The 26,426-nt window shown below is 69.6% G+C and carries 21 protein-coding genes and 1 riboswitch; of the genes, 6 read left to right on the top strand and 15 right to left on the bottom strand.

Features of this window, described 5'->3' with window-relative positions:
- Position 1: 1 nt before the first annotated feature.
- The 6 genes from cbiB to FD678_RS03465 form a co-directional block, all read right to left on the bottom strand.
- Entirely contained in the window at positions 2-916 is a 915-nt protein-coding gene (cbiB, locus tag FD678_RS03440; RefSeq protein ID WP_140719277.1) for an adenosylcobinamide-phosphate synthase CbiB, read from the bottom strand.
- Between the two features lie 5 nt (positions 917-921).
- Positions 922-1,533 carry a cob(I)yrinic acid a,c-diamide adenosyltransferase gene (gene cobO / locus FD678_RS03445; protein WP_140719279.1) on the bottom strand — a complete coding sequence of 204 codons (612 nt, stop codon included), beginning with the start codon at positions 1,531-1,533 and terminating at the stop codon, positions 922-924.
- Positions 1,530-2,114 carry a hypothetical protein gene (locus FD678_RS03450; RefSeq protein WP_140719282.1) on the bottom strand — a complete coding sequence of 195 codons (585 nt, stop codon included), beginning with the start codon at positions 2,112-2,114 and terminating at the stop codon, positions 1,530-1,532. The genes cobO and FD678_RS03450 overlap by 4 nt, the downstream gene beginning before the upstream one ends.
- A gap of 74 nt (positions 2,115-2,188) precedes the next feature.
- Positions 2,189-4,066: a TonB-dependent vitamin B12 receptor gene (gene btuB / locus FD678_RS03455; protein WP_140719284.1), complete on the bottom strand. Its 1,878-nt coding sequence runs from the start codon at positions 4,064-4,066 to the stop codon at positions 2,189-2,191.
- 115 nt (positions 4,067-4,181) lie between these two features.
- Positions 4,182-4,403: riboswitch (cobalamin riboswitch) on the bottom strand.
- 105 nt (positions 4,404-4,508) lie between these two features.
- Positions 4,509-5,561, bottom strand: coding sequence for a sterol desaturase family protein (locus FD678_RS03460; RefSeq protein ID WP_140719286.1), 1,053 nt, complete (start codon positions 5,559-5,561; stop codon positions 4,509-4,511).
- 123 nt (positions 5,562-5,684) lie between these two features.
- A complete protein-coding gene (locus tag FD678_RS03465; RefSeq protein ID WP_140719288.1) occupies positions 5,685-6,587 on the bottom strand; it encodes a DMT family transporter in 903 nt (300 codons plus the stop codon).
- A gap of 122 nt (positions 6,588-6,709) precedes the next feature.
- Between FD678_RS03465 and FD678_RS03470 the strand changes: the two genes are divergently transcribed.
- Entirely contained in the window at positions 6,710-7,147 is a 438-nt protein-coding gene (locus FD678_RS03470) for an Lrp/AsnC family transcriptional regulator (protein WP_140719290.1), read from the top strand.
- A 51-nt stretch (positions 7,148-7,198) separates the two neighbouring features.
- On the opposite strand, the gene clpB is transcribed toward FD678_RS03470, so the two are convergent.
- Complete coding sequence (gene clpB, locus FD678_RS03475) at positions 7,199-9,784, bottom strand: ATP-dependent chaperone ClpB (protein ID WP_140719292.1); 2,586 nt, start codon at positions 9,782-9,784, stop codon at positions 7,199-7,201.
- Positions 9,785-10,216: 432 nt separating this feature from the next.
- Between clpB and FD678_RS03480 the strand changes: the two genes are divergently transcribed.
- A complete protein-coding gene (locus FD678_RS03480) occupies positions 10,217-10,504 on the top strand; it encodes a GIY-YIG nuclease family protein (RefSeq protein ID WP_140719294.1) in 288 nt (95 codons plus the stop codon).
- A gap of 25 nt (positions 10,505-10,529) precedes the next feature.
- Here FD678_RS03480 and FD678_RS03485 read toward each other — a convergent pair whose 3' ends face one another.
- The 8 genes from FD678_RS03485 to FD678_RS03515 all read right to left on the bottom strand — a co-directional run bounded on the left by FD678_RS03485 (position 10,530) and on the right by FD678_RS03515 (position 19,327).
- The gene (locus FD678_RS03485) at positions 10,530-11,342 is read right to left on the bottom strand and encodes a DUF3014 domain-containing protein (protein WP_140719296.1); all 813 of its coding nucleotides are present in this window, start codon (positions 11,340-11,342) and stop codon (positions 10,530-10,532) included.
- A gap of 158 nt (positions 11,343-11,500) precedes the next feature.
- Complete coding sequence (locus tag FD678_RS03490; RefSeq protein ID WP_140719298.1) at positions 11,501-13,696, bottom strand: YncE family protein; 2,196 nt, start codon at positions 13,694-13,696, stop codon at positions 11,501-11,503.
- Positions 13,697-13,820: 124 nt separating this feature from the next.
- On the bottom strand, positions 13,821-14,918 hold the full coding sequence (locus tag FD678_RS03495; RefSeq protein WP_140719300.1) for a helix-turn-helix transcriptional regulator: 1,098 nt from the start codon (positions 14,916-14,918) through the stop codon (positions 13,821-13,823).
- Positions 14,919-14,949: 31 nt separating this feature from the next.
- On the bottom strand, positions 14,950-16,557 hold the full coding sequence (locus FD678_RS03500; RefSeq protein ID WP_140719302.1) for a hypothetical protein: 1,608 nt from the start codon (positions 16,555-16,557) through the stop codon (positions 14,950-14,952).
- 121 nt (positions 16,558-16,678) lie between these two features.
- Positions 16,679-17,371 carry a class I SAM-dependent methyltransferase gene (locus tag FD678_RS20160; RefSeq protein WP_177497537.1) on the bottom strand — a complete coding sequence of 231 codons (693 nt, stop codon included), beginning with the start codon at positions 17,369-17,371 and terminating at the stop codon, positions 16,679-16,681.
- Positions 17,372-17,502: 131 nt separating this feature from the next.
- The gene (locus tag FD678_RS20165; RefSeq protein ID WP_177497539.1) at positions 17,503-18,357 is read right to left on the bottom strand and encodes an XAC2610-related protein; all 855 of its coding nucleotides are present in this window, start codon (positions 18,355-18,357) and stop codon (positions 17,503-17,505) included.
- A complete protein-coding gene (locus FD678_RS03510) occupies positions 18,354-18,836 on the bottom strand; it encodes a GNAT family N-acetyltransferase (protein ID WP_140719306.1) in 483 nt (160 codons plus the stop codon). The genes FD678_RS20165 and FD678_RS03510 overlap by 4 nt, the downstream gene beginning before the upstream one ends.
- 11 nt (positions 18,837-18,847) lie before the next feature.
- Positions 18,848-19,327 carry a DUF3574 domain-containing protein gene (locus FD678_RS03515; protein WP_140719308.1) on the bottom strand — a complete coding sequence of 160 codons (480 nt, stop codon included), beginning with the start codon at positions 19,325-19,327 and terminating at the stop codon, positions 18,848-18,850.
- Positions 19,328-19,604: 277 nt separating this feature from the next.
- Between FD678_RS03515 and FD678_RS03520 the strand changes: the two genes are divergently transcribed.
- The 4 genes from FD678_RS03520 (at position 19,605) to otsA (ending at position 26,309) form a co-directional block, all read left to right on the top strand.
- On the top strand, positions 19,605-22,025 hold the full coding sequence (locus FD678_RS03520) for a TonB-dependent receptor plug domain-containing protein (protein ID WP_140719310.1): 2,421 nt from the start codon (positions 19,605-19,607) through the stop codon (positions 22,023-22,025).
- 353 nt (positions 22,026-22,378) lie between these two features.
- Positions 22,379-23,131 (top strand): trehalose-phosphatase, encoded by a 753-nt coding sequence (otsB, locus tag FD678_RS03525; RefSeq protein ID WP_140719312.1) that lies wholly within the window; start codon positions 22,379-22,381, stop codon positions 23,129-23,131.
- A 14-nt stretch (positions 23,132-23,145) separates the two neighbouring features.
- Positions 23,146-24,942 carry a glycoside hydrolase family 15 protein gene (locus tag FD678_RS03530; protein ID WP_140719314.1) on the top strand — a complete coding sequence of 599 codons (1,797 nt, stop codon included), beginning with the start codon at positions 23,146-23,148 and terminating at the stop codon, positions 24,940-24,942.
- On the top strand, positions 24,939-26,309 hold the full coding sequence (gene otsA, locus FD678_RS03535) for an alpha,alpha-trehalose-phosphate synthase (UDP-forming) (RefSeq protein WP_140719316.1): 1,371 nt from the start codon (positions 24,939-24,941) through the stop codon (positions 26,307-26,309). Before FD678_RS03530 ends, otsA begins: the two co-directional genes overlap by 4 nt.
- Positions 26,310-26,426 lie beyond the last annotated feature (117 nt).

Genomic DNA, 26,426 nt, shown 5'->3' on the forward strand with positions numbered 1-26,426 from the left:
ATCACCACGGGCTCCCGGCGGCCAGCAACGCCGCCAACGACAGCCACAGCGCCACCCCGCCGCGCACCAGCCACAGGGCGCGGCGGATGCCTTGCGCATCCGGCGTGCGGCCCAGGCCGAGCGCCGGACGCGCCTGCCATTGCCCGTGGTAAGGCGCGGGCCCGCCCAAGGCGACCCGCAATGCGCCCGCGCCGGAGGCCATCACCGGGCCGGCGTTCGGGCTTTTCCAGCTCTTCGCCTGCCGGCGCCAGCAGTCCAGCGCGGTGCGCGTGTGGCCGAGCGCGGCATAGGTCAGCGCGGTCAGCCGCGCCGGGATGAGGTTCAGCACGTCGTCGATGCGCGCCGCCGCCCAGCCGAACCGCAGCCATCGTGGCGTGCGGTAACCCCACATCGCGTCCAGGGTGTTCGCCAACCGGTACAGCACCGCGCCCGGCGCGCCCAGCAGCCCGCCCCAGAACAGCGCGGCGAACACCGCATCGCTGCCGTTCTCCAGTACCGATTCGGTGGCGGCCGCGGCGACCTGTTCCGCATCGAGCGCGGCGGCATCGCGGCTGACGATGCGCCCCACCGCGGCGCGGGCGGCCGGCAGGTCGTGCGTTTCCAATGCCCGCGCCACCGGCAACGCGTGTTCGCCCAGGCTGCGCAGGCCAAGCGCGGCATACAGCACGATGGCCGAGAACGCCGCGCCCGCCCATGGCGACCATCGCCACAACAGCCATTGCGACAGTGCGGCCAGCGCCACCCACGGCAGCACCGCCAGGCACCAGGCCAGCGCCCCGGCACGGCGGCGGTCGCGATGGCAGCGCGATTCGATCCAGCCCGCCCAGCGCCCGAACAGCACCAGCGGATGCGCGCGGCGCGGCTCCCCCAGCGCCAGGTCCAGCACGACCGCCGCGAGCGCGATCGCCACGGCCATCGCGCTCAGAGCTCGATGCCCTTCTGCGCCTTGATGCCGGCCTTGAACGCATGCTTGACCACGCGCATCTCGGTGACGGTATCGGCGGCTTCCACCAGCGCATCCGGCGCCCCGCGCCCGGTGATCACCACGTGCTGGCGCGGCGGGCGCGCGGCCAGTGCGGCGAGCACGTCGTCCAGCGGCACGTACTCCTTGGCCAGCACGATGTTGAGCTCGTCCAGCAGCACGAAGTCGTAGCCGGGATCGGACAGCATCCGTTTGCACAGCGCCCATGCCGCCATGGCCACCTCAATGTCGCGGCCGCGGTCCTGGGTTTCCCAGGTGAAGCCCTCGCCCATCACGTGGTAGTCGAGCTGCTCCGGGAAGCGTCGGAAGAACGCCTCCTCGCCGGTCGAATAGCTGCCCTTGATGAACTGCACCACGCCGCAGCGCAGGCCGTGCCCGAGCGAACGCGCCAGCATGCCGAAGCCGGAGGAACTCTTGCCCTTGCCGTTGCCGGTGTTGACCACCAGCACGCCGCGGTCGATCGTCGCCCGCGCGATGCGCCGGTCGACCAGTTCCTTCTGCCGTTGCGCGCGCTCGCGGTAGTAGGCGTCGTCGCGCTCGATCCCGCTCATGCCGCCCGCCCGGCCGCGTCCACGCGCCGCGTCGCCGCGACCTTGGCGATCGCGCCGTGCAGCGCCAACCCCGCAGCCACGTAGCATGCCGTGGTGCGCACGAACAGCGGCCCCCACTGCCAGGCGCGCGCCAGGTACTCGGCCATGTGCGGTTCGGCGTAGCGGCCGCCGAGCCAGTAGAAGGCACCGTTGGACACCAGGAACGACAGCGCCGCCGCGACCACGCCGACCAGCCAGGCCAGTGCCAGCGAACCCACCCGCTCGCTCAGCCGCGCGGCGAAGGCGCGGCCGGCGTACCAGAGCACGCCGTACGCGACCGGCAGCAGCGCATACGCCGCGGTGACGCAGAAATCGCTGACGCCGGCCAGCTCGATCGCCGCCCAGTCCACCGCGAACGCCAGCCCCAGCAGCGCCGCGAACTGCCAGTGCCGGCGCAGGTACAGCCCGCCCAGGAAGAACACCGCCATCGACGCGTCCGGCAGGTGCAGCCAATCGCCCACGTGATTGAAGCGCGTGGCCACCATGGCCACCATCAGCGCGACGAACAGGCCGGTTTCTGCGGGGCGGGACAGGGATTTCATCGGGGCTTTCCTGGAGAAGGGACTGGACTGCCGGGGACGGGCGAACTCGCGGGAGGGACCACGACGCCGCGCCGTCACTGCGCCGGATGGTAGCGCAGGGTCAGTTGGTAGTTGCGGCCGGGCTGCGCGTACCAGGCCGCGGTCTGGTAGTCGCGGTCGAACACGTTGTTCGCGCTCAACGCCAGGTTCCAGTCGCGGCCGACCGCGTAGCCCACGCGCAGGTCGAGCAGGCCGTAGCCGCCCAGCCGCGTGGCATTGGCCAGTTCGTCGTAGCGCTCGCCCGAGGCGTACACGCTGCCGCCCACCGAGAACGCGCCGAAACGCCGGTCGGCATCGATCCTGCCGCTCTGGCGCGCGCGCCGCGGCAGCCAGTTGCCGTGGTTGACGGCGCCGTCGGCCTTGGGGTCCTGCCAGGTCAGGCGGGTCGCCACCGTCCAGCCGGCCAGCGTGGTGTCGTAGCCGGCCTCGACGCCGCGGATGCGCGCCTTGTCGATGTTGTTGGGCTGGCCGAACGGATGCGCCGCGTCCACCAGCGCGGCGTCGTAGGCGATCATGTCGTCGACGCGGGTCTGGTAGGCGTTGAGCGTCCAGGTGCCCCAGTCGTGTTCGCCGCGCAGCCCCAGCTCCACGCTGCGCGAAGTCTCCGGCCCCAGGTTCGGATTGCCGTAGCCCGGGTAGTACAGCTCGTTGTAGGTCGGCGCCTTGAACGCGGTGCCGTAGCTGGCGGTCAGGCGCAGGTGCTCGGCGAAGTTCCAGCCCCACAGCAGGCTGCCGGTGTTCTTGCCGCCGAACTGGCTGTTGTCGTCGCGGCGCACGCTGGCCTGCACCGACTGCGTGCCGAAGGTCTGCTGCCATTGCGCGAACGCGCCGCGGTTGATGCGCTGGTCCTCGTCGTAGCTTTCGTTGCTGGCGATGCGGTCGCGCTGCCAGTCGAAGCCCAGCGTCAGCAGGCCCGGGCCGGCATCGAGGTCGGCCTGCAGCGAGCCGAGCGCGCGGCGCGTGTCGAACGTGGAGACGTAGCTGCCGTCGTAGTACGCATCGCTCAGGTCCTGGCTGGCGCCGAGGCTGGCGGTGAGCTTCAACGCCTCGCTCGGCGCGTAGCGGACGCGGCCGCCCGCCACCTGCTGGACGCCCTTGGAGAGGTTGCCGCCGTAGATCGTGCCGTCGTATTCGTTGCGGCTCTCGGCGCGCAGGGCCTGCACGTCCGCATCCCACTGGCGGTTGAAGCGCCAGCCGCCCTTCACGCTCAGCGAATCGTTGCGGTAGCCGTCGCGGTCCGGATCGTAGGCGCTGTTGGCGGTATCGAGGTAGGCGTTGATGCCGTCGGTCTCGTCGTGCACCGCATTGACCGAGTACCAGCCGCCGCGCTCGCCGAGGTCGCCCTGGCTGCGCCCGGCCACGCCGGCGCCGTAGCGGCGCGCGTTGTCGCTGCCCGTCGCGACGCTGAAGGTCGGTACGAACGCGCCTTGCGGCTTGCGCGTGAAGATCTGGATGACGCCGCCGATCGCCTCCGAGCCGTACAGGCTGGAGAACGGCCCGCGCACGATCTCCACGCGCTCGACCTGCTCGACCGGGATGTCCTGCAGCGACGCGCCGCCGAGGGTGGCCGACCCGATCCGCACGCCGTCGACCAGCACCAGCACGTGGTCGGATTCGCTGCCGCGCAGGAACAGCGAAGTGCTCTTGCCCGGCCCGCCGTTGTTGACGATCGACACGCCCAGCTCGCCGCGCAGCAGTTCCGGCAGCGAGCGCGCCTGGCGGCGCTCGATCTCGGCGCGATCGATCACGGCGACCGGGGCCAGGGCCTGGTCCTGGGTCTGCGCGGTACGGCTCGCGGTGACCACGACCTGGTCCAGGTCGGTGGCATCGGCCGCGAGCGCCGGAGCGGCGGCCAGGGACAGCGCCAGCGCAAGCGCGGCGCGGCGTGGGGAAACGATCGGGGACAACGACATCGTGGGTGGCTCCTGCAGCCGCGCCTTCCCGCGCGGACATCTGGGTAAAGCCGGCATGCAGGCAGCAGGAGATGGCGCCGGCGTTCGCGCCGGCACCATGGCCACGCCCACCGCGCGCCGGGTCGATCCTGGGGCCGGTCTCCGGGCTCGCGAGCGAAGGCTGCGCCTTCCGTCCCGCGCCTTCCCATGCCGGCGGCACAGTGGCGTTGCATGCGGAACGTGTACTCGCCCACCGTTGCGGGGGCAGCTCCGGAATTGCCGGCATGGACGGCCGACGCACCGGATTCCCGTTTAAACCGCCGGCATCCCGGCAGTCACCTCAGGGCCGCGCATGGTAGCAGGAAGACGGCCAGGCCACCTGGCGCGCATCGCGGAAGCGGCCCGGGCTCTCCACGACGTCACGCAAGGCGTCGCCGCCGCTCTCGAAACGCGCTCGAAGCCCTTACGACGGATCGGCCTCGGTCTCCTCCAGCCGCGGCACCGGCACATGCCGCACCGGGATCGGCCGATAGTCCTCGCCAAAGGCGACCTCGCCCGGAGCCCACCCCTCGCGACGGCGTACCGCACCCCAGAAACGCCTGAGCCCCTCGACCTGCAAGGCCACGAAGCCGAGCGCGTTGTCGCGGTCCACCATCGGGTCGGCCACGCCCGTGGGGCGCACCGGTTCTCCGTACAACGCGGTGCCGAACAGCACGTCCCAGATCGCCAGCACCTGGCCGAAGTTGCAGTTGTGCAGGTCCGGGCGTTCCGGGTCGACCACCATGTGGTGCAGGCGGTGGAACTTCGGATCGACGAAGACCTTTTCCAGCACCGGCCCGAAGCCGATGCGCACGTTGGCGTGCGAGAAGTTCTGCACCAGTTCGCCCAGCAGCATCAGCCAGGCGAACTCGTCGGCGGCGATGCCGAACGCCACGCCGACCCCGGCCAGCACGAACGATTGCAGTGCGCCATCGAGATAGTTGCTGCGGTCGTTGGCCCAGCAGCTGAGCTGGCGCTGGCTGTGGTGCATGCTATGCATCGCCCACCACCACGGCATCCAGTGCTGCACGCGGTGCATCCAGTAGTAGGTGAAGTCGTAGGCGAGGTAGTACAGCGCGAACAGCGCCAGCGGATGCCGGTCCAGCCACGGCCACAGGTAGCGCAGGCCGATGTGGGCATCCTCGCCGGCTTGGCCGCCCCCAAGCAGGTTGGCCAGCGGGGTCAGAACCAGGAACGAGAACAGCGGGAACACCCCGACCAGCATCGTCCAGGTGTAGTGGAAATCGATACGGGCCAGGCGCCGGTGCTCCCAGCGCTCGGCCGGCCACAGGCTCTCCAGTGGCCGGAATATCACGCCGATGATGCCCAGCTGCAGCGTTGCGATCAGCAGCGAGGCCGCGATGTCGTGCGGGTCGTCGCTCAGTCCGGTCAGGTGCAGCGCAGCCAGCGTCGGCGCCACCACCCGATCGGCCAGGCTTTCGACCAGCAAGGCCCAGACATGCGGGATGGACAGCATCGCAGGCAGCTCCTCGGCCTGCATGCGGGGAGGGAGGGAGCAGGCCTGGCCGTCAGGCTGGCCCGCACGGCTTTCGCCCAGCTTTCGGCTGCCTCCCGTGCTGCGCGAGCGCCGGGCCGGCCGTCAACGCGTCGCCTGCGACGCGGCTGCCGGCGCTGGCCTGCGCCATGGCCAGCCCAGCGTCATGCCGGCCGCCGCCAACAGCACCATCACGGCACCGGCGACCTGCACCGGCTGCAGCGCATGGCCGAACGCGAGCCTGTCCACGGCGATCGCGACGATCGGATAGATGAAGGACAACGCGCCGGTCACGGGCGTCGGCAGCTTCTGGATCGCGCCATACAGCAGGATGTACATCAACCCGGTATGCACCACGCCCATCGTCGCCAGCGTCGTCCAGGCGGCGGCCGCACCGGTCGCTTCCGGCAAGCTCGCCAACGGCCACAGCGCGGCCACCCCGACCGACACCTGGACCAGGGCGATCAGGTGCGGCGGTACGCCCTTGAGCCGCTTCGCGAACAGCGCCGCCAGCGCGTAGCAGAAGGCCGCGCCGAGCGCGAGCAACACGCCCGCCAGGTAGTGCGTGCCGCTGCCCTGCCCCGGCCGCGCCTGGACGATCAACAGCACGCCCCCGAACGCCAGCGCCAGCCACCCCAGCTTGCGCAGCGTCGGCCGCTCGCCCAGGAACAGGGCGCCGAGCCCGACCAGCATGAACGGCTGCGTGTTGTAGACCGCGGTGGCGATCGAGATGGAAGCCCCGGAATACGCCGCGAACAGCAGCAGCCAGTTCGCCACCAGCGCGATGCCGCCCAATACGGCCACGCCGGCCTGCCGGGGCGTGATCGTGCCGGACCTGAAATAGCCGCGCATCAGGCACACCGGTATCAGCGTGAGCGCGCCGAACAGGCAGCGCCAGAACACGACGCTGGCCACCGGCTGCCCGGACACCACCACCAGCCAGCCGATGGTCCCGGAGATCGCCATCGCCGCGACCATTTCCAGCACACCCCGGGTACGTTCCGTCATTGCAGCGCCCTCTTCAATCGTGGGCTTGCAATCTACAGACGGCCAGGCGATCTTTCCTTTCGAAATAAAGGCGAATCCACAAGAAAATCTTTCCTTGAAAGGAAAGACCCAGGATATTTCTCATGTCGCTCGACGAAACCGATCGCCGCATCCTGACCTTGCTGCAACAGGACGCCCGGATGCCCACCAAGGCCTTGGCCGAACGGGTCGGCCTGTCCGCCCCGGGCACCGCCGACCGGCTGCGCCGCCTGGAGGACCGCGGCGTGATCCAGGGCTTCACCGTGCAGGCCGAACCGCGCGCCCTGGGCTATCCGATGCAGGCCATCGTCCGCATCCGGCCCATGCCCGGAAAACTCAAGGCCGTGCAGGCGCTGATCGAAGCCATCCCGGAGTTCGCCGAATGCGACAAGGTCACCGGCGAAGACTGTTTCATCGGCCGTCTCTACCTGCGCTCCATCGAGCACCTGGACTTCATCCTCGATCGCATCGCCGAAATGGCCGAAACCAGTACCTCGATCGTGAAGTCGCAACCCGTCAAGCGCCGGCTGCCGCCGTTCTAGCGCCCCATGGGCCAGCCAGGGCGGGACCGGAGTCCCGCCCCGGTGCCGGGCTCAGCCCTTGGCGAACACCAACTGCCCGCCCTCGGCATCCACCTTCACGGTGTCGCCGCCGAGGAAATCGCCGGCCAGGATGCGCTGCGCCAACGGGTTCTCCAGTTGCGACTGGATCGCGCGCTTGAGCGGACGCGCGCCGTACACCGGGTCGAAGCCGACGTTGCCGAGCAGTTCGAACGCCTTGTCCGAGACCTCGATCTTCAAGCCGCGCTCGGCCAACCGCTTCTCCAGCCCATGCATCTGGATCTTGGCGATCTGCTTGATCTGCCGCTTGTCGAGCGGATGGAACACCACGATGTCGTCGAGCCGGTTGATGAACTCCGGACGGAAGTGCGCCTGCACCACGCCCATCACCGCTGCCTTCATCTGGGTGTAGGCCTCCGGTGAATCGTCACCGCTCAGCTCCTGGATCTGGTGCGAGCCGAGGTTGGAGGTCATCACGATGACGGTGTTGCGGAAATCCACCGTCCGGCCCTGGCCGTCGGTCAGGCGGCCGTCGTCGAGCACCTGCAGCAGGATGTTGAAGACGTCGGTATGCGCCTTCTCCACCTCGTCGAGCAGGATCAGCGAATACGGGCGACGTCGCACCGCCTCGGTCAGGTAGCCGCCTTCCTCGTAGCCGACATAGCCCGGAGGCGCGCCGATCAGCCGGGCGACCGAGTGCTTCTCCATGAACTCGCTCATGTCGATGCGCACCATCGCGTCGCTGCTGTCGAACAGGAACTCGGCCAGCGCCTTGCACAGCTCGGTCTTGCCCACGCCGGTCGGGCCGAGGAACAGGAACGAGCCGCTCGGCCGGTTCGGATCGGACAGGCCCGCCCGCGAACGGCGCACCGCGTCGGACACGACCTTGATCGCCTCCTCCTGCCCGACCACGCGCTCGTGCAGCACATCTTCCATGCGCAGCAGCTTGTCGCGCTCGCCCTCCAGCATCTTGTTGACCGGGATGCCGGTCCAGCGCGACACCACTTCGGCGATCTCCTCGGCGGTGACGCGGTCCTGCACCAGCTTGAACTCGTGCTGCTCGGCCTCGTTGGCCGCGGCCAGCTGCTTCTCCAGCTGCGGCAGCACGCCGTACTGGATCTCGCTCATCTTGGCGAAGTCCTGGCGGCGCTGCGCCGCTTCCAGCTCGATCTTGGCCTGCTCGATCTGCTCCTTGATCTTGGTCGCGCCCTGCAGCGCCGCCTTCTCCGACTTCCACACTTCGTTGAGGTCGGAGAACTCGCGCTCGAGCTTGTCGATGTCGTTCTCCAGGTCCGCGAGCCGCTGCCTGGACGCCTCGTCCTTCTCCTTCTTCAGCATCTCGCGCTGGATCTTGAGCTGGATCAGGCGCCGCTCCAGGCGGTCCAGTTCCTCCGGCTTGGAATCGATCTCCATGCGGATGCGCGAGGCGGCCTCGTCCATCAGGTCGATGGCCTTGTCCGGCAGCTGGCGGTCGGTGATGTAGCGGTTGGACAGCGTGGCCGCGGCGACGATCGCCGGGTCGGTGATTTCCACGCCGTGATGGACCGCGTAGCGCTCCTTGAGCCCGCGCAGGATCGCGATGGTGTCCTCCACGGTCGGCTCGCCGACGAACACCTTCTGGAAGCGCCGCTCCAGCGCGGCGTCCTTCTCGATGTACTTGCGGTACTCATCAAGCGTGGTCGCGCCGATGCAGTGCAGCTCGCCACGCGCCAGCGCCGGCTTGAGCATGTTGCCGGCGTCCATCGCGCCATCGGCCTTGCCGGCACCGACCATGGTGTGCAGCTCGTCGATGAACAGGATGATCTGGCCCTCGTTCTTGGCCAGGTCGTTGAGCACGCCCTTCAGGCGCTCCTCGAACTCGCCGCGGAACTTGGCGCCGGCGATCAGCGCGCCCATGTCGAGCGAGAGCACGCGCTTGCCGCGCAGGCCTTCCGGCACTTCGCCGTTGACGATGCGCTGGGCCAGGCCCTCGACGATCGCGGTCTTGCCCACGCCCGGCTCGCCGATCAGCACCGGATTGTTCTTGGTGCGGCGCTGCAGGACCTGGATGGTGCGGCGGATTTCCTCGTCGCGGCCGATCACCGGATCGAGCTTGCCGCTCTCGGCGCGCGCGGTCAGGTCGATGGTGTACTTCTCCAGCGCCTGGCGCTGGTCCTCGGCGTTCTCGCTCTGCACGGTCTCGCCGCCGCGCACCTTCTCGATCGCGGCCTCGATCCGGCCCCTGTCGGCGCCGGCCGCGCGCAGCGCGACGCCGAGCGCGCCCCCATCGTCCACAGCCGCCAGCACGAACCACTCGCTGGCGATGAAGGCGTCGCCGTGCTGCTGGGCGAGCTTGTCGGTCTGGTTGAGCAGGCGGTTGAGATCGTTGCCGATCGACAGGCTGCCGGCCTGGCCGGAGACCTTGGGCAACTTGTCCAGCGCCTCGCCCAGGCGCTCGCGCAGCACCGGCACGTTGACGCCGGCCTGGGCCAGCAGCGGCCGCGTGCTGCCGCCCTGCTGGTCGAGCAGCGCGGTCAGCACGTGCACCGGCTCGATGATGTTGTGGTCGCGGCCCACGGCCAGCGACTGCGCGTCGGCCAGCGCCTGCTGGAAACGCGAGGTGAGCTTGTCCATCCGCATGGGGAATCCTCGGAACAGTGAAGGGCCGGGAAACCCGGCGATATCAAGCAGATGCGGCTCGACGCGGCGGTTTCAAGAGCCCGGCCGGGGCCCCTGCGGGAGCCGCTTCAGCCGCGATGGGGCTCCTCCATTTGGCCCTCGCACATGGACGTGCGGGGTTTTGCAGAGGGGCCTGCATGACCGCCCCCATCGCGGCTGAAGTCACTCTCACATCCCGGCCCGGTGCCGATGCCCGAACTCGCCTCCTCGAGCGCGGCGCCGGGGACATCGCATCCGTCGCCACCGATACCGATGGACTGGCCGGCCGGAAATCCCCGGCGAGGACAGCCACGCTACCCGGAACGCCTACCTGTCGAGCATCCGCGCCAGGCCAAGCACGCCCACCGCGCCCTCCGTCCCCTCCGCCCCCGACGCAGGCCGATAATGCGCGCCATGCAACCGCCCAAGCCCTGGTATCTCTACCTGCTGCTGTGCCGCGACGGCAGCTACTACGCCGGCATCACCAACGACCTGCAGGCGCGCTACCAAGCGCACCTGGCCGGCAAGGGCGCACGCTATACCCGGGCGAATCCGCCGCTGCAGTTGCTCGGCAGCCGGCCCTACCCCGATCGCGCTTCCGCCTCGCGCGCGGAGTGGCAGCTCAAGCGGCAGCCGCGCGCGCGCAAGCTGGCCTGGCTGCTGGCGGGGCAGGACGAACCCGCGCGGACGGATCCGGCCTGATCCTTCCTCCGTCCCGCCTTGCCGCTCAGGAGCGCGTCAACGCCGCCCGGATCGCGCGCAACTGGCGCTTCACCGCCGCCTCCTGCCCCGGGCCCAGCCGCACCAGCGCCTTCTGTCCGACCGACAGCGATTCCAGCGCCGGGTCGACGAAGCGGTACTTGCCGCGTCCGTTGGGTTCGACGAGCGGCGGCTGCGCCGGTTCCGGCGCCTGCAGCAGATGGTCGATCACCTGCACCAGGCGATCGTTGAAGTAGCCGTCGGGATAGCCCAGCTCCACGTAGGCCTGCTGGAACAGCGGGTAGAAACGCCGGTAGGCGCGCGCGAGCGCCTGCGGATCGACGGCGGCGAAGGCCTTCACGTACGGCGCATAGCGTTCGGCATTGGCGGGAGCCAGCGTCGCGCCGGCCTCGTCCTGCCGCAGCTGCAGTTCGCCCGGCAGCGGGCGCAGCGCGAGCGACTGGCGGGTGGCGCTGCGCCGCGGCAGGTTGTCGACCATCGTGACCAGCCGCTGGATCAGGTGGTCGCGCAACAGCACGTCCAGCACGGACGCATCGCCGGCCAGGTTGGAGAGCGCCTCCCACGCCGCCGCATCGCTGTCTGCCAGCGCCGGAATGGCCGGATCCGCGGCCGCCGGGCTCTCGACCGGATGCTGCGGCCCCCCGGGCGCCGCGGCGCTCGCGGAGGGCGGCGCCTGGACCGGCGGTTCGGTGCGCGAGGGGAAGGCCGGCGGCGAGGCCGTGGTGTGCGTGGTCGTGTCGGGGCGGAACAGCCACCAGCCGATGCCGGCGACCAGGATCGCCCCGGTGAGCCAGGGCCAGAGCGCGGTCTTGTTCTGCATGTCGAGTAATTCTCGCCGTGGATACCCCAGGTCTGACCCGCGCGCCCCCGCGAGGTTCCGCATCCACGGCTGAATGGCCGGCCGCTGCGATCGCAGCCAAGGCATCACGCCGGCGACGGAGCCACGCCGGCGGCTGCAGGTCTCGGGCACGATGCACTTCAGTCCCCGCAGGCACCCTCGATCATGCCCAGCGAATCGCTGCGCAGTTGTTCCATCTCGCGACGATACTCCTCCATTGCCGGCGTGGACGGGCAAGCCGAGAGCATCGCCAGCGTCTCCTCGGCCAGGCGCTTGCCGAGCCGGCCACCACCACAGATACCGTAGTCGCCAGTGGCGATTTCCCGCTCCATTTGCGCATAGCGGGCGCGATAGTCGGATTCCGAACAACCGGGCGGCACGGCAGAAGCATGCGCCAGTGCCGGCGCGGCCTGCTCGGGCGATGCTTCGATCGCGCTCGCTCCACTGGTAGCGGAAGCCACGGCCGTCATGGAGGCCATGCTGGCAGGGTCGTCGATCGATAGCGGATGCGTCGCCACCGGCAGCGGCAGGCGCTGGCCGTCCGGCATCAGCGCCGTCGGCTGCTGCAGTTCCAGGTAGTCCGGATCCAGCGCGTGCAGGCGGCCTTCCAGCACCAGCCGCGGCACGCCTTCCAGCCGGCGGGCCTGCGCGGGCGCCATCGGCACCTGCAGCGGAATGCCCTGCCACTGCGCCGTCCAGGCGCCACGATCGGCGTCGTAATCGGCCAGCGCCACCTCCAGCGTGTAGGGCGCCGAGGCAGTGGCGAGCCGCTGGCGGAACTGCTCGCGGGTCTCGTACTTGTCCTTGACCAGCGAGGCGAGGAAGCGCGTCAGCGCGTCGTCGTGCAGGGCGTCCCAGCGCCAGACGCGGTAGCGGGCATCGCCTCGGCGGGTGTCAAATCCTTCCGAGCTCAGCAGGTAGCGCCCGTCCTCCCGCAGCGACGCGCCCCCGGGCAGCCGGCCCAGCGGACGCCCGGTGGCTGCGTCGAATTCCTGCGTCTCGCCCGCCTCAAAGAGGCCGAAGAGGACGCGTCCCTGGGGATGCCAGGCCACGCTCAGCTTGTAGTACTCGTCCGGCGACGATGGCCAGCCCTGCGCATCGACCTGCAGGCGGGCCACCGGCTGCCAGGTGCGGGTATCGAGGACGGTGACGCGGCCGGCCTCGCCGTACAGGGCGGCCAACTCGTGGGCCCGCTCGCCCCACACGGGCCCGGCGCGTACCCCGGGCAGGCGTTCCAGGCCGCACTCGGGCAGCGACAGCAGCAGGGAAGAGTTGTTCAGCAGGGCCTTGCCGCCGGCATAGGCCATGCCGACGCTGGAGGAACCGTCGGGAGGCGTGACCGTGCAAACGCTCCGGCCGCTGTCGATGTCCCAGAAACTCAGGGTGTAGGTGTAGCTGCCTCCCTCATCGTTCTGGTGCGAGACGTATGCGTAGGGAAGGTTGGGGACGAAGTACGGCTGCTCGTCGTCGATGCCGGAGCCGAACCGCCGCACCAGGACGCCGTCGCGGTAGTACGCGATCCGCCCGCTGTCCGCCACGAGCAGTTCGTGGTGGCCCTGGGCGCTCACCGTGGCGTTGCATTCGCGCGCCTTCCTTCCCAGCTCGAGCGTCCACAGTGCCTTGCCGGCCGGATCGGCGGCATCGAACACGCTGATGCGCTTGCAGTCGCCCGCCGCATTCCCCACCTGCAGGTAGCGCGGCTTGCCGTCGCCGGGGTGATACAGCACGCTCGCCTGCTCCTGGCCCTGTCCAAGCAGCGTCCCCTGGCGGTCCAGCAGGAAATAGCGATGGCGCGACTGATAGGTCTTCCCGTCGTGTTCGCTCGCCGTGACCAGCAGGACGTCGTCGCGCAGGAACTGGATCCAGGCAGCGTCGGGCAAGCGCGGGGGTAGCGGCCTGTCGCGCATTTCGGCCAGGTCCAGCCAATGCACCTGTGCCGCGTACAGGTAGGCCAGGCTGGCGCCGCCGGGCGACCAGGCAGGAGATTGGTTTCCGCTGTAGTCCAGGAAAGGCGCGGGCCACTGGCGCTGGGCTTCCAGCACTTGCCGGTGCAGCACGATGCGCCCGTCGTACCGGGGCGGCGGGCTCAGTGCGGCCACCCGCTGCGCCTCCGCCCGCGCCTGCTGCACCCGCTGTTGCTCGGCGGCGGCGGCGCGTTGCCGCAGCTCGTACTCCTGGCGCTGCGCCTGCTGGCGCTGGCGCTCCGCCTCGGCGGCTTCCTCGGCCTCGCGGCGACGCTGCGCATCGCTGATCGCGTCGCCGACGACCTGGATCGCGCGTTGCCATTGTTCCAGGCTCTGTGCATGGCCGATGGCCGGGATACCAGCCATGCCCATGCAAAAACCCACCTTCAAGACCATGCATACCGCCCTGGCGTTCATGCCTCTCCCCCGTTGGACACGGCCCTGACGGTATCGCGGGGCACGCGCGAACGGCATCCCCCGAATGCGGTAGGAACGCCTATCCCAGCGAATGCAGCAGCCGCACCAAGTCGGTTTGGCGATGGCACCCGCTCTTGTGCAGGAGGTTCTTCAGGTGGGTACGCCCGGTTTCCACGCTGCAACGTTGCGAGGCGACGAAGTCCGACAAGGTCTGCCCGGACAGCAGGCATAGCGCCAGCCGGATCTCGCTCGGGGTCAGTGCGAACAGCTCGCGCAGCAGCCGCGGGTCGGGGCCGTGCGACGTGCCCATGCCCGACATCACCATCAGCGCCCACGGCCGCCCCTGCCCCGCTGCCAACCGGTGCCCGTCCGCCAACGGCAGCATCGATGCCACGATCCACCCGTCCGGCCGCGCCAGCCGGAACGCCGTGGCATGGCCGGCGCCGACCCGGTTCAGTCCCCGCGCCAAGGCATCCGAGGCAGCCGCGTCGGGGAACCGGAGCCGTCCCTGCCGGATGCCGAAGGGTTGCCCGGTCCGGGCACAGGCCAGGGCGCGGGCGTTCGCATGCAGGACGCGGCCTTGGCCATCGATCATCATCACGGCCTGCGGTAGCGCATCCAGCGCGGCATGGCCCAGCGCCGCCTGCAGGGCCAGCTCACGGGCGCGGGAGCGCAAACGGCTGGCTTCGGCGAGATGGGGCGCCAGCCGCTGGAAAAGCTCGCAAGCCTCGTCCTCGAATGGTGGTTGCGCGCGTTCGCGCAGCAGCCCGAGGAGGTCGGTGGCCTCGGCGTCCTTCCGCAGGACAACGCCCATCGAATGCCGCAGGCCTATCGGCGCCAGCCAGTCGACGTAGATCGGGTCGCGCGCGATCGCCCGCATGCCCAGGTCGCGGTGATCGACCATGGGGCTCCCTACCGGCAGGGCCAATCCGACTCTGACGCGCAGGTCGCGGCCGGCATGGTGCCGCTCGTACTCCACCACCTTGTCGGGCGGCGCGCTGAAGCTGGCCTCGCTTTCGACCACATCGAGGCTCAGGGGATCCATGGTCATGCGGTGAAAGCAGAAACCGCCGACCGCTTCGCAGACCGCATCCAGGCCGCCACGCCAATGGCCATCGTCGAGCACGCCGGCATAGACCCGTGCCGCGATACGGTCCACCGCCAGCGCCATGTCCATCACGCCGCCTCCAGGCTGCCCCGGACGCAGTCTACTCCCGGGCGACGGGGGTTCGAAGCGGATCCTGCTCCCCCTGCAGCGACAACAACCCGAGCAACGCCGCCAGGGCGACGTAGGCACCGACGAACTGCCAGCTGATCGTGCGCGCCAGGCCTTCCAGCTGCCACGGCAGGTAGATGCCGCCACGCGGGTCGACCGAGTGGATCAGGCCGAACAGGGCCAGGCCGGCCGCGACCAGCAGGAATCCGGCGGCGCGCAGCAGGCGTCCGTCGATCATCGCCACGACCGCGGCCGTCCACAACATCGCGGTGATGATGAAGCCGTTGCCCAGGGTGAAGATCACCGCCAGCTCCGGCAGGCCGTGGCCATCCACGCGGGTGGTCAGCGCGGCGAGCTGCTCCGGCGGGATCCAGCCGGGCGCCTTGATCGCCAGCAGGTAGGCGGCCGACGGCAGGAAGCCCAGCACCATCGCGCCGGCGTGCTGTTTCGGCGTGGCCTGGAACGCCTGCGTGGTGATGTCGATCGCGACGTAGACGATGATCGGCGAGAGCACCGCCAGCGGAAGCCACTGCACCAGCCCGGAGACGATCCCGAGCATGCCGCCGATGCCCACGAACAGGCCGGTCAGCAGCGTGTAGCCGCTGCGCGCGCCCATGTGCTTGTAGGCCGGCTGGCCGATGTACGGCGTGGTCTGCGCGACGCCGCCGCAGACGCCGGCGACCAGCGTGGCGAACGCTTCCACCAGCAGGATGTCGCGGGTGCGGTAGTCGTCGCCGGCGGCGCGCGCGCTCTCGCTGACGTTGATGCCGCCAACCACCATCAGCAGGCCGAACGGCAGCAGCAGCGGCAGGTACGGCACGGTGTTCGGCAGGCCCTCGACGAAGCCCAGCGTCGGCCACGGCAGCACCACCTGCGGCGGCGTCCACTGCGGCAAGGCGAAGCCCGGCGCGCCGAGCCCGGCCAACCCGAGCCCGTAGTACAGCAACGTGCCGAACACGAACGCGACCAGCACGCCCGGCAGTTTCACCGGCAGGCGCCCCTTGGCGACCAGCACGTACAGCAGCAGGCCGAGCGTGGTGAAGCCCGCGATCGGCGAACGCAGCGTCTCCAGCAGCGGCAGCAGCCCCATCAGCACCAGCGCGATGCCGGCGATCGAGCCGAGCAGCGCCGCGCGCGGCAAGGCGCGCGTCACCGCCTCGCCGAAGAACGACAGCACCAGCTTGAGCAGGCCCATCACGATGAGCGAGGCCATGCCCAGCTTCCAGGTCGCCAGCGCCGCCGCGTGCGGGTCCAGGCCTTGCGCCTTGAACGTCACGAACGCCGGGCCGAGCACCAGCAACGCCATGCCGATGCTGGTCGGCGCATCCAGGCCCAGGGGCATCGCGGTGACGTCGTCGCGCCCTGTGCGGGCGGCCAGCCGCCGCGCCATCAGCGTGTACAGCAGGTTGCCGACCAGCACGCCGAACGCGGTGCCCGGGAACATCCGGCCGAACACCACGTCCGCCGGGAACTGGAACATGCCGACCAGGGCCATCGCGATGAAGCCCAGGATCGACAGGTTGTCGACCACCAGGCCGAAGAAGCCGTTGAGGTCGGCCGCGACGAACCAGCGCGGCGACTTGGAGGGGGATGTGCTCATGCGTGGTTAAAGGGACGTGGGAGGAGAAAGACGGGGCAAGGGAGCGGAGAATAATCCCCGCGCCCCTCCGGAAGGACGACCGCGGCGGGATACTGCATTGCGCACGGACCGGGGCGGACGGCTACTTCCGCCTGGACCATACGCCGGTGTACTCGGGAATCACGCCATCGTGGCGCTGCTCGATGCCCGCCGCGGCATCCTCGCCGAAGAAGAAGCCGAACGCCCGCGCCGCATCGGCCGGGCTGTCGAAGCGATAGTCGGTCGCCACGACATCGCGGCGCAGGCCGTGGCGCTGCTCCAGCGCGCGATAGAACGTTTCGAGTCCGGGAAGCGGCGCAGCCGGCGCATCGACGTTGGACCCCAGGGTCTCGATCAGGACCAGCGTGCCGCCGGGACGCAACTGCGCCAGGCAGGCCTCCACCAGCTCGTCGGCCGCCGCCGCCGGGTCGTCCATGTCCAGCGCCCGGTGCCCGAAGCTCCAGCCTTCGATCACCACGTCCGCCTGCTCCGCCAGGGTGGCGATGTCGGCGTTGTCGAGCAGGCGGAACGCCAGCTTGTGCTCGTGCGCCCGCAGGCGGCGCCGAGCGCGCTCCAGCATGTGCGCGGACCGATCGAAGCACACGATTTCCGCGGCGAGTGCGGCGTACAGCGCAGTGACCCGGCCGGTCCCCGTCCCGAACTCGAGCACGCGCTTGCCTTCGAAGTCGAAGGTGCCGAGCAGGTACCGGCCAAGATTCCCCTGCCAGTCCTCGCGCGAGACCAGCTCGTCGTATCGATCGGCATGGCGCGCATAGATGTCGTACATCGAGGGCATGTCGGCTCCCCTTTCGCTATCCCGCTTCGCCTTCCCGCAGGTCCAGGTGCAGGAACCGGTTGAAATCGCTGGCCGCGTAATCGCCGAATGCGGGGCCATCGACAGCGTTGTGCCGCATCGGGCTCGTACGCTCATAAGGCATCCTGCGGTACATGCACCCAACCGACGACGGCGCCTTTGTCCGGATTGCGGTAGCGGACCTTGAGCCACTGCCCGTCCTCGCTGATGTCCAGCGCCTCGAAGCGATCCCGCTTCACCAGGTAGCGAGCGGCGGCTCCGTCGATCGGTTTGGCATGCAACGGCAAGCGCTCCGCGGAGACGACGCCCTGCAATGGCACTAGCGGGCCTTCGGGCGGGGTCACCAGCCCAAGTCCGACGGCCCGCTCCGTCACTCGTCCCGCAGGGTCGTAAGTCGACCATACCGCCACAGGGGCGCCGTCATCCGGCGTGAGGTCCAGCATTGCGCTCACCGCGGGATCGACCACCCGCTCCGATCGATACACATAAAGCCGCCCTTGCACGTCGTAGCGATACACGTCCGTGTACCACATCGGGCCACCACGGCAACTGCTGAAGAGCTGCCTGGTTCTTGGCTCGGGCACGAGATCCCAAAAACCTTCGCAACTCTTGGGTGCGTTCGCAGGCAGCTTCAGCTCGGTAAAACGTCCGCTTCCGGGATCGAACAGGTACACGATATTGACGTCGTTGACCTGCCCCATCCTTGCCGACGACACCAGGTCCTCGTAGCCATCGAAGTTGTAGTCGGCATGATCGATGCTGGACTCACCGTCCTCATTGCTGGCTCCCTGCAACTGCTGCACGATGCCGCTCGGCAGCAGTTTGACCTGAAAAGAACCGTCGCCTGCTGCATCGACCCGGGCATGCACGCCTGCCGCAACCTGGAACTCCAACGGATTCCCTGCCGCCGCCGGCACGGACACCGCGAACGCGCTTGCGGCCAACATCCATTTCGCCATGGGCGTCATACGCCTTCCCGCAGGTCCAGGTGCAGGAACCGGTTGAAATCGCTGGCCGCGTAATCGCCGAATGCGGGGCCCTCGACGAAGCCGCGCCGCCGGTACAGCGCCAGTGCCGGTTCGAACGCCGGCCCGCTGCCGGTTTCCAGGCTCAGCCGGTGCAGGCCGCGCTTGAGGGCGACGCCGATGATGTGGTCCAGCAACGCCGCGGCCGCGCCCTGGCGCAGGAAGGCCGGATGCGTGCGCATCGACTTCAGCTCGCCGTGGCCATCGCCGAGCGTCCGCAACGCGCCGATCGAGGCCAGCGCATCGCCGCGCCAGGCGCTCCAGACGGTCACGTCCGGCCGTTGCAGGCCGGACAGGTCCAGCGCGTAGACGCTGCCCGGCGGCGACTGCGCATGCATGCCCCGCAGGTGCAATGCCAACAGCGCGCGGACCGCCTCGCCACCAAGGTCGTCCTCGCGGATCGCGTAACCCGGGCCGGTCATTCGCGCCGCGCTCAGAACGACACGTCCACGGCCTGGCGCGACCACAGCACCGACTGGTGCCCGGTGGCCCGCTTCCATGCCAACCGGATCGCCTCGATGTCGGCGCGGCGCTGCGGCGTGTCCTCGTGCAGGATCACCAGCACCTTGGTGGCCAGCCGGTTCGGCTCCTTGGCACCGCGGAACAACCACTGGCCGTAGGCGTCGAACACGGTCAGGCCGTCGGGAAAACGCGGCGTCACCTCCTTGTCGAGGAAGGCGCGCCACTGCGCCTCGCTGATCTTCTCGGTCTGCGGCCGCTCGGCCGGGCCGGTCTCCTCGCCGACGCCGAAATACAGCTCGCTGCGCACCCAGCCGTGCGCGTCGGCCGGGCGGGCCGCGTCGCCCTGCAAGGTGGCGGTGGTGCCGCTGGTGCCCGGCGCGGTCGGGGCCAGCGTCGAACACGCCGACAGGGCGAAGGCGGCGGCCAGCAGGGAAGTGCGCAGCAATTTCATGGGTTCTCCAGGGACGACGAAAGAACAAGGCCCGGGGCGCCGTGGGGTGCGCCGTGCCTTGCGACGGGTTCGCGGAAGCGTCCGCGCATGGGGATATGCGCCGCTTCCGCGAAGGACTCGCAAATAAGTATCCGTGATGAGCTGATGCCGGCGGACGGCCGATGGCCCCTCGCGCCGGCGTCAACGGCCCGTTAATATATCGCTTCATCCGGATGGATGTTGATATCGATCGCAACCATCGCCGCGATCCCCGCAGTTCGTAGGAGACCCTCCCCCCATGTCGCGCCCCATCCCCACCCTGCTCGGCCTGGCCGTGGCACTGGCCCTGTCCGCCCCGGTTCATGCCCAGCAGTCCGACGCCGCCACGCTGGATACCGTGATCGTCACCGGCACCCGCGCCAGCGGCCGCACCGTGCTCGAATCCACCGCCCCGGTCGACGTGCTCAGCGCCGAGGACCTCCGCAAGGCCGGCATCGTCAACGGCGAGCTGGGCAGCGCGCTGCAGGCGCTGCTGCCGTCGTTCAACTTCCCGCGCCAGTCCAATTCCGGCGGCGCCGACCACGTGCGCGCCGCGCAGCTGCGCGGCCTGTCGCCCGACCAGGTGCTGGTGCTGGTCAACGGCAAGCGCCGCCACACCTCCGCGCTGGTCAACACCGACAGCAAGATCGGCAAGGGCACCACGCCGGTGGACTTCAACTCGATCCCGGTCAGCGCGATCAAGCGCATCGAAGTGCTGCGCGACGGCGCCGGCGCGCAATACGGCTCGGACGCGATCGCCGGCGTCATCAACGTGATCCTCGACGACGACCCGGACCACGGCGAGGTCGAAGCCACCTGGGGCGCGCACCACACCGACCTCAAGCCGATCCACAGCGAAGTGACCGACGGCCAGACCGGCGAGGTCACCGCCAAGGCCGGCACCCGCCTCGGCGAGGAGGGCTTCATCAAGGCCGGCCTGGAATACAAGCGCCGCTCGCCGACCAACCGCGCCGGTTTCGACCAGATCCCGGACTGGCAGCAGAACGAGGCCAACCTCGCGCTGCAGGGCAAGCGCAACTACCAGCTGGGCGACGGCAAATCGCGCGACATCAACGCCTGGTTCAACGGCGAACTGCCGTTCGGCCGGACCGGCCGCTTCTACGCCTTCGGCACCTACAGCCATCGCGACACCCAGGGCGCCAACTACTTCCGTTATCCGGACGACACCGACGGCGCCAACTGGCCGGAGGTCTACCCGAACGGCTACCGGCCCGTCTCGCTCGGCTACAACCGCGACTACCAGGGCGTGGTCGGCGCGCGCGGGCAATGGGGCGACTGGGACTACGACGCCAGCCTCGACTACGGCCGCAACGATTTCACCTACAAGCTGCGCGATTCGCTCAACGCCTCGCTCGGCCCGGACAGCCCGACCTCGTTCAAAGTCAGCCGCTACGTCTTCGACGCGACCGTGGCCAACCTCGACCTGACCCGCGGCTTCGAGGCCGCCGGCGCCAGCCATACCTTCGGCACCGGCGTGGAATTCCGCCGCGAGCAGTTCCGCACCTACGCGGGCGAACCGGCCAGCTACGCGGCCGGCCCGTACAGCGATCGCCCGACGGGCGCACAGGCCGGCGGCGGGTTGACCCCGGAAGACGCGGCCGACCTGTCGCGCAACGTCGCCAGCGCCTACGCCAGCCTGTCCAGCCAGTTCGGCGAGAAGCTCTCGACCGACCTGGCCGGCCGCTACGAGCATTACCAGGACTTCGGCAGCCAGTGGACCGGCAAGCTCGCCGCGCGCTACGAGTTCGCGCCGGAATTCGCCCTGCGCGGCGCGATCTCCAACAACTTCCGCGCCCCGTCGCTGAGCCAGATCGGCTTCGAATCCACCTCGACGGGCTACGGCTCGGACGGCCAGCTGGTGCAGAGCCGCGTGCTGTCGGTCAACAACCCGATCGCGCGCGCGTTGGGCGCGACCGACCTCAAGCCGGAGAAGTCGGTCAACTACAGCCTCGGCTTCACCAGCCGCCTCGGCCAGCACGTCGACCTGTCGCTGGACTTCTTCCAGATCGACATCGACGACCGCATCGCGCTATCGGAGAGCATCACCGGCGACGCGCTCACCGACTACGTCGCGGGCAACTTCGGCGTCGCCGGCCTGCAGAGCGCCAGCTTCTTCGTCAACGCCGCCGACACCCGCACCCGCGGCGCCGAGCTGGTGGCGAACTGGCGCGGCGAGGCGTTCGGCGGCAACCTGCTGCTGACCGGCACCTACAGCTACGCCAAGACCACGCTGAAGAACGTGCTGGCCACGCCGTCGCAGCTGCTGGCGCTGGACCCGGACTACGTGCTGTTCGGCGTGGAGGAAACCAACACGCTCACCACCGCCACGCCCAAGACGCGCGCCTCGCTGGCAGGCAACTGGAGCAACGACCGCTGGACGCTGTCCTCGCGGCTGTCGCGCTACGGCAGCGTCACCCGCGTCTTCGGCTGGGCCTCGGCCCCGCAGACCTACGGCGCGGAACTGCAGTTGGACGTGGAAGCCGAGTACCGCATCACCCCGCAATGGACCGTGGCCATCGGCGGCCAGAACGTCACCGACAGCTATCCCGACCTGTCCAACAGCGAGACCAACTACTACGGCAACCTCCCGTACGACGTGCTCTCGCCGATCGGCAGCAACGGCGCGTACTGGTACGGACGGGTGCGTTACACGTTCTGACCGGCGATGCCGATCGCACGGGGACCCGGGCCGCAGATGCCGCCCGGGTCATACCGGGGCATGTACGCGCGGCTCGTGACGGGTCGTTGCAGGCTTCGCCCGCCCTCATCCGCCTATCGCGCACTTCGCTGCGCGCCCCGGCCTGGCGCCGGCGCGCCAGGCGTTCGGGCGCTTGCGAACCAACGACTCGCAAGCAACACGCCTTCATCCCGATGGGAGGAGGCCGCGACCACCCAGCGAATTCGGTAGAGCCCATCGGGACCGAAATCCCTCCTGCACGAAGTAACGAGGATCCGGCATTCGCCCAGCCGCCATAACCGGAAGCTCACACCCACTTCCGGCACAATGCCCCAATGGCTGAGGTCCCTCCACTCCCCACCCCGCCATCGCTGGACGACGCCTGCGCGTTGTTCCTGGACGTCGATGGCACCTTGATCGCCTTCTCCGAGCAGCCCGACCAGGTCCGCCTGCTGCCCGACGTGCGCGAAACCATAGGCCGCATCAGCGACCGACTGCTCGGCGCGGTGGCGCTGGTCAGCGGCCGGCCGCTCGCGCAACTCGACTCGCTGTTCGAGCCCTTGCGACTGCCCGCCGCCGGCCTGCACGGCCACGAACTGCGCAGCGATGCCCAGGCGCGCGTGGCCATTCCCGACGACACCTCCGGCTTCCTGCACGAACTGCACCGGCGCGCCGCGCACATGGCGCAGGCCCATCCCGGCGTGCTCGTCGAGGACAAGGGCGTGAGCCTGGCGCTGCATTGGCGCTCGGCACCGCAGGCCGGCGCTTCGGTGCTCGATTTCGCCCAGGCCGAGATCGCGGGCTTGCCGGGCTATCGCCTGCAGCCCGGCGACCACGTCGTCGAGTTCGTGCCGGAAGGCAGCGACAAGGGCGGCGCGGTCGAACGACTGATGCGGCAGCCCCCGTTCGCCGGCCGCCGCCCCGTGTTCGTCGGCGACGACCTGACCGACGAGTTCGGCTTCGCCGCCGCCAACCGCCTCGGCGGCTGGAGCGTGCTGGTCGGCCGGCGCACCGGCACCCAGGCGCGCTACGCCCTGCCCGACATTCCCGCCGTGCACGCATGGCTGCACGACAACGCACGGCCGTGAACGGAAGACACTCCATGAACTCACCGGTTCCAAGCGTCCCCAATCTCGACTTGGGCGTGATCGGCAACTGCAGCTTCGGCGCGCTGATCGACAAGCAGGCGCGCGTCGTGTGGAGCTGCATGCCCGCGTTCGACGGCGACCCCGCCTTCTGCGCGCTGCTTTCGCCGCGCGAGCAGCCCGGCGGCGATTTCGCCGTCGAGCTGGAAGGCCTGGTCGGCAGCGAGCAGAGCTACATCACCAACACCGCGATCCTGCGCACGGTGCTCCGCGACGACAAGGGCGGCGCGATCGAGGTGATCGACTTCGCGCCGCGCTGGCGCAACAACGGGCGGTTCTACCGCCCGGTCAGCATCATCCGCCAGATCCGCCCGCTGTCCGGCAACCCGCGCATCATCGTACGCGCCCGCCCGCTGGCGGACTGGGGCTCGCGCAAGCCGGAATCGACCTGGGGCAGCAACCACATCCGCTGGCTGCTGCCGGACTTCACCCTGCGCCTGACCACCGACGTGCCGGTGCGCTTCATCCGCGACGGGCTGCCATTCGTGCTCAACCACCCGGTCAACCTGGTGCTGGGCGTGGACGAGTCGCTCAACCGCTCCCTCACCGGCTACGTGCAGGAGGCGCAGGAGCGCACCGAGGACTACTGGCGCGAATGGGTGCGCTACCTGTCCATCCGCCTCGACTGGCAGGATGCGGTGATCCGCAGCGCGATCACCCTCAAGCTGTGCCAGTACGAGGACAGCGGCGCCATCATCGCCGCGATGACCACCTCGATCCCGGAGGCGCCCAACACGCCGCGCAACTGGGACTACCGCTACTGCTGGCTGCGCGACGCCGCCTTCGTGGTGCGCGCGCTCAACCGGCTCGGCGCGACCCGCACGATGGAGCAGTTCATCGCCTACATCTTCAACATCGCCACCAGCGACGGCACGCTGCAGCCGCTGTACGGCATCGGCTTCGAGTCGCAGCTGGAAGAACACGAGGTCGACTCGCTGGCCGGCTATCGCGGCATGGGCCCGGTGCGGCGCGGCAACCTGGCCTGGATCCAGAAACAGCACGACGTCTACGGCAGCGTGGTGCTCGCCTCCACCCAGCTGTTCTTCGACCAGCGCCTGAAGGACCCCGGCGACGAGCACACCTTCCGCCGGCTGGAGCCGCTCGGCGAGCGCGCCTACGCGCTGCACGACGTGCCCGATGCCGGACTGTGGGAGTTCCGCGGGCGCGCCGAGGTGCATACCTACACGGCGGCGATGTGCTGGGCCGCGTGCGACCGGCTGTCCAAGATCGCCCACCGGCTCGGCCTGGACGAACGCATCGGCTACTGGCGCGAGCGCGCCGACACGATCCGCCAGCGCGTGCTGCAGGACGCCTGGAGCGAAGAGCGCAACCATTTCACCGACACGCTCGGCGGCCACCGCCTGGATGCGTCCCTGCTGCTGCTGGCCGACATCGGCATCGTCGCCAGCGACGACCTGCGCTTCATCGCCACGGTCGAGGCGATCGGCCGCACCCTCAAGCACGGCGACTCGCTGTACCGCTACATCGCGCCCGACGACTTCGGCGAGCCGGAGACCAGCTTCACCATCTGCACCTTCTGGTACATCGACGCGCTGGCGGCCATCGGCCGCATGGACGAGGCGCGGCAGCTGTTCGAAAGCGTGCTGGCGCGCCGCAACCACCTGGGCCTGCTGTCGGAAGACCTGGCCTTCGAGGACGGGGAAGCCTGGGGCAATTTTCCGCAGACCTATTCGCACGTCGGCCTGATCATCGCGGCGATGCGGCTGTCGCGCAGCTGGAGGGAAGCGTCATGAGCCGACTGGTGGTGGTATCCAACCGCGTCGCGGTGCCCGGCGAAAGCCGCGCCGGCGGCCTCGCCGTCGGCCTGCTGGCCGCGCTCAAGGAGCAGGGCGGCATCTGGTTCGGCTGGAGCGGCAAGACCGTGCGCGGCGACAGCGGCGCCCTGCACGAGCACCAGGATGGCGACATCCGCTTCGTCACCATGGACCTCAACAAGCGCGACATCGACGCCTACTACAACGGGTTCGCCAACCGAACGCTGTGGCCGCTGCTGCACTTCCGGCTGGACCTGGTCGACTACGACCGCGCCACCCGCGACGGCTATCGCCGGGTCAACGCGCTGTTCGCCGAAAAGCTCGCGCCGATGCTGCGCGACAGCGACGTCGTCTGGATCCACGACTACCACCTGATCCCCCTCGGCGCGCTGTTGCGCGAGCGCGGCTTCGGCGGGCGGATCGGCTTCTTCCTGCACGTGCCCATGCCTTCGGCCGACCTGGTGCAGGCCATGCCGGACCATGCGCGCTTCTTCCCCAGCCTGTATGCCTACGACCTGGTCGGTTTCCAGACCCAGCGCGACGTGGACCGGTTCAAGTCGTACGTGCGCCTGTTCGGCGGCGGCCGGCTGCTCGACGGCGACCTGGTGGAAGCCCCGGACGGGCGCCGCTTCCGCGCCGCCGCGTTCCCGATCGGCATCGATACCGAGCAGATCGCCCGGCAGGCCAAGGTGGCGATGTCCAAGCAGGCCGTGCGCGACCTGCGCACCAGCCTGAGCGGGCGCCAGCTCGCGATCGGCGTCGACCGGCTCGACTACTCCAAGGGCCTGCCCGAGCGCTTCCTCGGCTTCGAGCGTTATCTCGACCGCCATCCCGACCAGCGCGGCAGCCTGACCTACCTGCAGATCGCCCCGGTCTCGCGCGGCGACGTCGCCGAGTACCGCCAACTGCGCAACCAGCTCGAACAGATCGCCGGGCACATCAACGGCAGCCACGCCGAGCCGGACTGGACGCCGCTGCGCTACGTCAACCAGAACTTCACCCACGCCACCCTCACCGGCTTCTACCGCACGGCCGCGGTCGGCCTGGTGACCCCGCTGCGCGACGGCATGAACCTGGTCGCCAAGGAGTACGTGGCGGCGCAGGACCCGGACAATCCCGGCGTGCTGGTGCTGTCGCTGCTGGCCGGCGCCGCCGACGAGATGAAGGAGGCCCTGCTGGTCAACCCGCACGACCTGGACGGGGTCGCCGACGCGATCGCCACCGCCGCCACCCTCGCCCGGCCCAAGCGGGTCGAGCGCTGGCAGGCGATGATGGAGCATTTACGCCGCAACGACATCAACCACTGGCGGCGGTGCTATCTTCGGGCCCTGCAGGCGGGCGGCTGATCCAGCGAGCCCTGCCGGCGCCGGGAGGGCCATTATGCTGCATTGCAGTAAAATCGACCTTCGTGCCTGCCCGACGCACGCGCCCCGTCGCGTCCGCATCCAGCTCCGATGGCACGG

Source organism: Pseudomonas sp. Hp2 (assembly GCF_006386585.1).
Lineage (GTDB): Bacteria > Pseudomonadota > Gammaproteobacteria > Xanthomonadales > Xanthomonadaceae > Pseudomonas_S > Pseudomonas_S boreopolis.

What these genes read in the sequence shown, in the direction of transcription:
- FD678_RS03520 (WP_140719310.1), top strand. Translation starts at nt 19,605, where the DNA reads ATGTCGCGCCCCATCCCCACCCTGCTCGGCCTGGCCGTGGCACTGGCC.
- clpB (WP_140719292.1), bottom strand. Translation starts at nt 9,784, where the DNA reads ATGCGGATGGACAAGCTCACCTCGCGTTTCCAGCAGGCGCTGGCCGAC.
- btuB (WP_140719284.1), bottom strand. Translation starts at nt 4,066, where the DNA reads ATGTCGTTGTCCCCGATCGTTTCCCCACGCCGCGCCGCGCTTGCGCTG.
- FD678_RS03495 (WP_140719300.1), bottom strand. Translation starts at nt 14,918, where the DNA reads ATGGACATGGCGCTGGCGGTGGACCGTATCGCGGCACGGGTCTATGCC.
- cobO (WP_140719279.1), bottom strand. Translation starts at nt 1,533, where the DNA reads ATGAGCGGGATCGAGCGCGACGACGCCTACTACCGCGAGCGCGCGCAA.
- FD678_RS03480 (WP_140719294.1), top strand. Translation starts at nt 10,217, where the DNA reads ATGCAACCGCCCAAGCCCTGGTATCTCTACCTGCTGCTGTGCCGCGAC.
- cbiB (WP_140719277.1), bottom strand. Translation starts at nt 916, where the DNA reads ATGGCCGTGGCGATCGCGCTCGCGGCGGTCGTGCTGGACCTGGCGCTG.
- FD678_RS03490 (WP_140719298.1), bottom strand. Translation starts at nt 13,696, where the DNA reads ATGGGCATGGCTGGTATCCCGGCCATCGGCCATGCACAGAGCCTGGAA.
- FD678_RS03500 (WP_140719302.1), bottom strand. Translation starts at nt 16,557, where the DNA reads ATGAGCACATCCCCCTCCAAGTCGCCGCGCTGGTTCGTCGCGGCCGAC.
- otsA (WP_140719316.1), top strand. Translation starts at nt 24,939, where the DNA reads ATGAGCCGACTGGTGGTGGTATCCAACCGCGTCGCGGTGCCCGGCGAA.
- FD678_RS20160 (WP_177497537.1), bottom strand. Translation starts at nt 17,371, where the DNA reads ATGCCCTCGATGTACGACATCTATGCGCGCCATGCCGATCGATACGAC.
- FD678_RS03460 (WP_140719286.1), bottom strand. Translation starts at nt 5,561, where the DNA reads ATGCTGTCCATCCCGCATGTCTGGGCCTTGCTGGTCGAAAGCCTGGCC.
- FD678_RS20165 (WP_177497539.1), bottom strand. Translation starts at nt 18,357, where the DNA reads ATGACGCCCATGGCGAAATGGATGTTGGCCGCAAGCGCGTTCGCGGTG.
- FD678_RS03510 (WP_140719306.1), bottom strand. Translation starts at nt 18,836, where the DNA reads ATGACCGGCCCGGGTTACGCGATCCGCGAGGACGACCTTGGTGGCGAG.
- FD678_RS03530 (WP_140719314.1), top strand. Translation starts at nt 23,146, where the DNA reads ATGAACTCACCGGTTCCAAGCGTCCCCAATCTCGACTTGGGCGTGATC.
- FD678_RS03465 (WP_140719288.1), bottom strand. Translation starts at nt 6,587, where the DNA reads ATGACGGAACGTACCCGGGGTGTGCTGGAAATGGTCGCGGCGATGGCG.
- otsB (WP_140719312.1), top strand. Translation starts at nt 22,379, where the DNA reads ATGGCTGAGGTCCCTCCACTCCCCACCCCGCCATCGCTGGACGACGCC.
- FD678_RS03450 (WP_140719282.1), bottom strand. Translation starts at nt 2,114, where the DNA reads ATGAAATCCCTGTCCCGCCCCGCAGAAACCGGCCTGTTCGTCGCGCTG.
- FD678_RS03485 (WP_140719296.1), bottom strand. Translation starts at nt 11,342, where the DNA reads ATGCAGAACAAGACCGCGCTCTGGCCCTGGCTCACCGGGGCGATCCTG.
- FD678_RS03470 (WP_140719290.1), top strand. Translation starts at nt 6,710, where the DNA reads ATGTCGCTCGACGAAACCGATCGCCGCATCCTGACCTTGCTGCAACAG.
- FD678_RS03515 (WP_140719308.1), bottom strand. Translation starts at nt 19,327, where the DNA reads ATGAAATTGCTGCGCACTTCCCTGCTGGCCGCCGCCTTCGCCCTGTCG.